This window comes from Paenibacillus sp. VTT E-133291, from assembly GCF_002264395.1.
GTDB lineage: Bacteria > Bacillota > Bacilli > Paenibacillales > Paenibacillaceae > Paenibacillus_AQ > Paenibacillus_AQ nitricinens.
The window spans coordinates 1-4,910 of sequence record NZ_NFVA01000173.1 but is presented as its reverse complement, the minus strand read 5'-3'; the positions used below and the strand labels follow the sequence as shown (position 1 = coordinate 4,910).

The 4,910-nt window shown below is 45.1% G+C and carries 3 protein-coding genes; 1 reads left to right on the top strand and 2 read right to left on the bottom strand.

Annotated elements, in window-relative coordinates; translation table 11 throughout:
- Positions 1–554 precede the first annotated feature (554 nt).
- Positions 555–2,270, bottom strand: coding sequence for an ABC transporter ATP-binding protein (locus tag CA598_RS31030; RefSeq protein WP_094878994.1), 1,716 nt, complete (start codon positions 2,268–2,270; stop codon positions 555–557).
- A 267-nt stretch (positions 2,271–2,537) separates the two neighbouring features.
- On the opposite strand from CA598_RS31030, the gene CA598_RS31025 reads away from it, so the two are divergent.
- Positions 2,538–3,761 (top strand): CynX/NimT family MFS transporter, encoded by a 1,224-nt coding sequence (locus tag CA598_RS31025; protein ID WP_094873349.1) that lies wholly within the window; start codon positions 2,538–2,540, stop codon positions 3,759–3,761.
- 91 nt (positions 3,762–3,852) lie between these two features.
- Here the strand turns inward: CA598_RS31025 and CA598_RS31020 are convergent, their stop codons facing one another.
- A complete protein-coding gene (locus tag CA598_RS31020) occupies positions 3,853–4,614 on the bottom strand; it encodes a methyltransferase domain-containing protein (protein ID WP_094878993.1) in 762 nt (253 codons plus the stop codon).
- Between the last annotated feature and the right edge of the window lie 296 nt (positions 4,615–4,910).

Sequence of the window (4,910 nt, the reverse complement as noted above, 5' to 3'; positions counted from 1 at the left end):
ACGGTAGAAATCCCGTTCATGAAGCTGATTCAGCTGGAAACGCGGAAAAGAACGGTAAAAATCCCGTACAACGTGCTGAGTAAGCCGTAGGAATTTTTCGGGGAATTGAACATGGTTACCTTATCAGAGCGGAGAGCTACTATTATGCACAGAGTTGTGTTTTTGTTTGATTTATAGGGAAAACCTCCCTATAAATTACTGATTTTCGCTGGATTTTAAGCTTTTTAGGGAATTTCTCCCTATAAATCGCCTGAAATCCACTGTTATGAGCTAATTAGGTGAATTTAAAGGGAGAAATTCCCTAATTGTTGAAATCAGGACTGTAATACCGATGAAATTGGGGAGGATTTCCCTAAAATTCATTCCCACGAATCCATAAGTCCGTAACTCCGTATACTCTCTAACGCCAATACTCGCTAACTCCATAACTCCCGGGATGCCCAATTTAGCATCTCACGCTGGAAGCAGCGAGATGCACTAAAAAGCAAGCCTAGTCGCCACGTTATTGGCGACTAGGCTTGCTTCATTTAGCTAGGGAGCTAGATATAACATCCCTAAGCGTTATACTGCGCCTGATGCAGCCGGCTGTATATGCCACCGGCATGGACTAACTCTTCATGGCGGCCTTGCTCGGCAATGCCTTCTTCGTTCACGACCATGATCCGGTCGGCATTCTTAATCGTCGTCAATCGGTGGGCGATGACGAGTGTGGTTCTACCCACGGACAGATCCGCCAGCGATTGCTGAATCGCGGCTTCCGTTTCTGTATCCAGTGCGGAAGTAGCTTCATCCAGAATCAGAATCGGCGGATTCTTCAGGAACATGCGGGCGATCGCTAAGCGTTGCTTCTGTCCACCGGACAGCTTTACTCCGCGCTCACCGATCACTGTATCCATGCCTTCGGGTAGATTCTGAATGAGATCCTCCAGATGGGCACGCCGGGCAGCTTCCCAGATTTCAGGCAGCTTCGCATCCAGCTTTCCGTAGGCGATATTCTCACGAATCGTACCGGAGAACAGGAATACATCCTGCTGCACGATCCCGATCTGCTTACGTAACGACTCTAGTTTCATGTCACGGATATCGATGCCATCTATGGTGATAGCCCCGCCAGTGACATCATAGAAACGAGGAAGCAGGCTACAAATGGTTGTTTTACCTGCACCAGAAGGTCCCACAAAAGCAATCGTTTCGCCAGCTTTTACTTTCAGGCTAATATTTTGCAGAACCGGACGGTCCTCGTCGTATCCGAAAAAGACATTCTGGAAGATGATATCACCGTGTAAAGTGCTTACCTCTACAGCATCCGGCTTGTCGCTGATATCCGGCTCTGTATCAATAATCTCAAGATAACGTTTAAATCCCGCAATTCCTTTTGGATAACTCTCGATAACGGCATTGATCTTCTCGATCGGACGGAAAAAGATATTGGACAACAGAATAAATGCCACAAACTCACCGATTTGAAGTTCGCCATTGATGAAGAACCAAGCGCCGCTGATCATCACAAGGATCGTAATGAGGCGGGTCATCATATAGCTGACGGATAAGCTTTTGGCCATGGTTTTATAAGCAAGAAGCTTAGTTTTACGGAACATTTGATTATCTACGGCGAATAGCTCTTGTTCATGCTGCTCATTGGCAAAAGATTGCACAACCCTGATTCCGCCCACATTATCTTCGATACGGGCATTGAAACTACCTACATTCCCAAATAGCTGGCGGTAGGTGGAAGTCATGTTGCGTCCGAAGTAGATGATCACCCAAGCCATAATTGGAACGATAATAAAAGTAATAATCGCCAGCTTCAGGTTAATATCAGCCATCAGGATAAAAGCTCCGACGAGTGTCATGATGGCAATGAATACATCCTCAGGACCATGGTGCGCCACCTCGCCGATATCATTTAGGTCGTTGGTGATACGTCCGATTAGGTGACCTGTTTTATTATTATCAAAAAATCGGAAGGATAGTTTCTGGATGTGATTGAACATTTTTTTACGCATATCGGTCTCGATGTTAATACCAAGCATGTGGCCCCAGTAAGTAACGATATATTGCATTACCGTATTCAAGGCGTAAATAGCTAGAAGCGCGACACAAGCAATGAGTATCAGCGGCCAATCTTGACCGGGGAGCAAATCATCAATAAATTTATTGACAGCTACCGGAAAAGCTAGTTCTAGCAGACCTGCAAAAACAGCGCAGGAGAAGTCCAATATAAATAGTTTTTTATACGGACGATAGTAGGAAAAAAACCTTCGAAGCATTCTGTTCACTCTTTTCTATAGGAATATGTAGGGATCGAATGAAATTGATTCTCAATTGTCTTGATTATATGGATACTAAAGATGTCATTCGATTTTGTCAATAATAGGGTTATGAAATTACTTAAGGCTTGTAACTTTTATAATAATAGTGGATGATAGGTCTTAATGCCATGTAATAAACATTTATATATTTCTGGCGTAATCGCTCACCGTCCTTACAGGGATGTCAAGGGCGTTTATGCTTGTTGTAATTTAGGAGGATACATGATGAAAGCATCGCAACGAGAAGGAAACATTCAGAATAGAGGTTTAACGGACACCAAATATGATCGCTGGCTGCTAGTGTTGGGGATTGTGTTTATCGCAGCGGCACTTAGAGCGCCCTTCACCTCCGTCGGTCCACTGGTACAAATGATTCAGGATGATCTAGGCTTATCGAATACTTTAACAGGAGCTATTACCACTTTACCATTGTTGGCTTTTGCGATCTTGTCCCCGTTTGCTCCAAAGCTAGCCCGCCGTTTCGGGATGGCTAATGTGTTATTGATTGCCATGGTTATGCTTGCTATGGGGATTCTAATTCGGTCTGGATCTGGAACGGGATTGTTGTTCACAGGTACGGCGATACTCGGGCTTTCTATTGCAGTGTGTAATGTACTGCTTCCAGGGCTTATTAAAGGGAAGTTTCCCCACAAAATTGGATTAATGACAGGTGTCTATACGGTTTCTATGAATTTATGTGCAGCCATCGCTTCAGGAATTAGTGTACCGCTAGCCAGTAATGCTGGATTTGGCTGGAGAGGGACTTTGGCAATTTGGTTTATGATCGCTGCACTGGCAACTTTGTTCTGGATTCCGCAAATGCGTAAGCTTGATCAAGGGACTGGGGCTAAGGGCTCGGTCTCCAGTGGGAATATGTGGCGTTCTTCGCTTGCGTGGAAAGTAACGATTTTTATGGGACTACAGTCACTGCTCTATTATGTCTTTATAGCTTGGTTTTCTGTTCTCCTTGGTGAGCGAGGAATGTCATCAAGCCATGCAGGCTGGTTACTATCGCTGATGCAAATGGCGCAGTTGCCGTTTACTTTCTTCGTGCCGTTGTGGGCAGGTCGGATGAAGAACCAACGTATTCTGGTAATCATCACGGCTATTTTGTATTTCATAGGAATAGGTGGAATTTGGCTGGGCAGCAGTGCTTTAATGGCAGTCTGGGCGATATGCTTTGGGATTGCCGGAGGATTCGCCTTCGGCCTAGTGATGATGTTCTTCAGTCTACGGACTAGAAGCACTCAAGAAGCCGCGGAACTGTCGGGTATGGCGCAATCCGTGGGCTATGTGCTTGCTGCAATGGGTCCGGCATTATTTGGATGGCTGCATGATGTTACGAATAGCTGGACAATGCCGCTAGTTTTATTGCTTTGTGCAAGCGTATTGCTGCTGGTTGTCGGACTTGGTGCTGGTAGTGATCGATATATTGGAGATAAAAGGTAACATCTATTGTAATTAATAAAGAGTGTATGGGTGCGACACTGCACCGGTACACTCTTTTTTTTTGTAGCATAGGAAGAAACTCCCCTCAGAATTAGACCCGTTTGTAAGCTAACACACGGATTCTTCGATAATCCATCACCCAACGGTTAGCTTGAAATAACGTGGGCTTCAGTTTCTGTTCCATGTAAGTGAGGACTTCCTCTCGTTCAGAGGGGGTGAGGACACTTAAGATTCCATTAGCAAAAGTGTTCAACCAGCGCTGGAACCCTTGCTCTCCAGCCTCTAGCGGGGTTGGACGGTCGAAACAAAGAGCGAGGTCTACTGACAGTCCATGCTGTTCCAATAGTGATGCATATTGCCCGATGCTTGGGAAGTACCAAGGTAGCTGGAGTTTATCACTACACCCAATAGCGGCAAAAGCATTGGGAACTTCAGTGACGATGGAAGCGATATTGCCCAGCCCACCGAACTCAGCGACAAAACGTCCACCTGTCCGCAGGCTAGCTGCAATAGAAGCGGCAGCTCCATTCGCGTCGGTCAACCAATGTAGAGCAGCATTGCTGAACACAGCATCGACCGGCTGTTCCGCAGTGTAATTTTGCCCATCTGCTAAGATGAAGTTTAGCTGAGGATGCTTGTCACGGGCAGTCTGAATCATTTCGTCCGAGGCATCAATTCCTGTTACAATTGCACCTCTAGCCGCGATGGCTGCTGCCAAATCGCCAGTTCCACAGCCCCAATCCATAATCTGTTCACCAGGCTGGGGGCGAAGCAGCTCAATTAAGGATTCTCCAAACTGAGATACAAAGGCCATATCAGCATCATAGATTCCGGTATTCCACTGGTGGTTCATACGTACTCGTCCTTTCTGGTTTGGAATTACAGTGATATTTCTGATGTAGCACATTCTTTAATTATGTTGTATCATACCAGCCTCTTATAAGTGAAATATATAAACTGAATAACTGTGATTGGTTATGCCTATGGGGATTTGAATATGTTAAATCGGTTATATCGTTGTTGTTGGATTCATCTGTACAACAATTTAAAAATAAGTTGCTATTTATCCGAAAAAAATGTATAGTCTTATGTACAGTGATTATTTCATTGGTGTACATAATGTGCGGTCGTGGCGGAATTGGCAGACGC

Excerpts from the sequence above, each read along its gene's own strand:
- CA598_RS31020 (WP_094878993.1), bottom strand. The coding sequence starts at position 4,614 with ATGAACCACCAGTGGAATACCGGAATCTATGATGCTGATATGGCCTTT.
- CA598_RS31030 (WP_094878994.1), bottom strand. The coding sequence starts at position 2,270 with ATGCTTCGAAGGTTTTTTTCCTACTATCGTCCGTATAAAAAACTATTT.
- CA598_RS31025 (WP_094873349.1), top strand. The coding sequence starts at position 2,538 with ATGAAAGCATCGCAACGAGAAGGAAACATTCAGAATAGAGGTTTAACG.